1 protein-coding gene and 1 pseudogene are annotated in these 1,108 nt (G+C 36.1%); both read left to right on the forward strand.

Features of this window, described 5'->3' with window-relative positions:
- Nucleotides 1-520 (forward strand): annotated as a pseudogene (locus AC1DQW_RS27715) (hypothetical protein); the annotation flags it as partial.
- Nucleotides 517-1,023 carry a GNAT family N-acetyltransferase gene (locus AC1DQW_RS27720; protein ID WP_477457024.1) on the forward strand — a complete coding sequence of 169 codons (507 nt, stop codon included), beginning with the start codon at nt 517-519 and terminating at the stop codon, nt 1,021-1,023. The pseudogene AC1DQW_RS27715 and the gene AC1DQW_RS27720, both read left to right, overlap by 4 nt.
- Nucleotides 1,024-1,108: the final 85 nt, after the last annotated feature.

Raw genomic sequence — 1,108 nt, forward strand, 5'->3', positions numbered from 1 at the left:
CCTCCAGATAAGAAGGAAATTACCAAAAAAATTACCGCTCGATACCTCAATACATCGTTTTTCGCACCTCATAAAAAGTATTGATTTTGGTATAGAAGCAGCTTATTCAGATTTTAAAGACAACAATAAGGATCTGGATAATAATGACATTAGGACAATGTCGACGGTGACCCGAAAAATTCTATCGAGTATTGATTATGATGAATGCGCCAAAATCAGGGAACGGAATTTTCACTTTTTACACAAACATCTACAGGAATATAACCTGTTGAAATTTGAGATCCCCGAGAATTGCGCCCCTATGGCTTACCCCTTTTTATATGATGATAGCCATTTAAAAGTTCATTTAATACAAAAAAAAATATTTGTTGCTACCTATTGGCCAAACGTTTTTAAATGGACTGAAAAAGGAATGTTTGAAAATCAACTTGCCCGTTGCTTGGTGCCCTTGCCAATAGATCAACGGTATAACCTACAGGATATGTTTTATATGTTAAATATTTTACGCCTATTTTTATGACAATATCAGTTTACATACGACCCCTTGTCATAGAAGATGCATTAGTATCATATGCATGGCGAAATGACCCATTAATATGGATTTACACTGGCTATAAACCAACCAGCTACATAAGCGTCGAGGCAGAGACCAAGTGGTTACAGGCTCAGTTGAATAAGCCAAACCAGGCAAGATTTGCAATTTGTGTTAAAGAGCTTAATACATACATAGGTAACGTGCAATTGTTGGATATTACCGAACATGATGCTGAGTTGCATCTTTTTATTGGCAACAAGCTTTACTGGGGTAAAGGTATAGGTTACCAGGCAACTGTTCAAATGATACGATATGGTTTTTTGGTTAAAGAATTGGATCTCATTTATTTAAAGGTCCATCCCRCAAATATATCAGCGCTGTCAGTTTATGAAAAGGCCGGTTTTGAAATTACCGGTAAACAAAATGATCTCATTTGCATGAGCATTACAAAAAGCAAATTCGTTACCCTCGAAAATCTGAAATTATAGTTACCCGGTAAACTTACAATAGAATTATGACAAGAATATTTTCCATCCACGATAAGCGGGAATGGACATTTTACGTCCGTAACGC

The sequence above is a fragment of the Mucilaginibacter sp. P5_A4 genome (assembly GCF_056400605.1).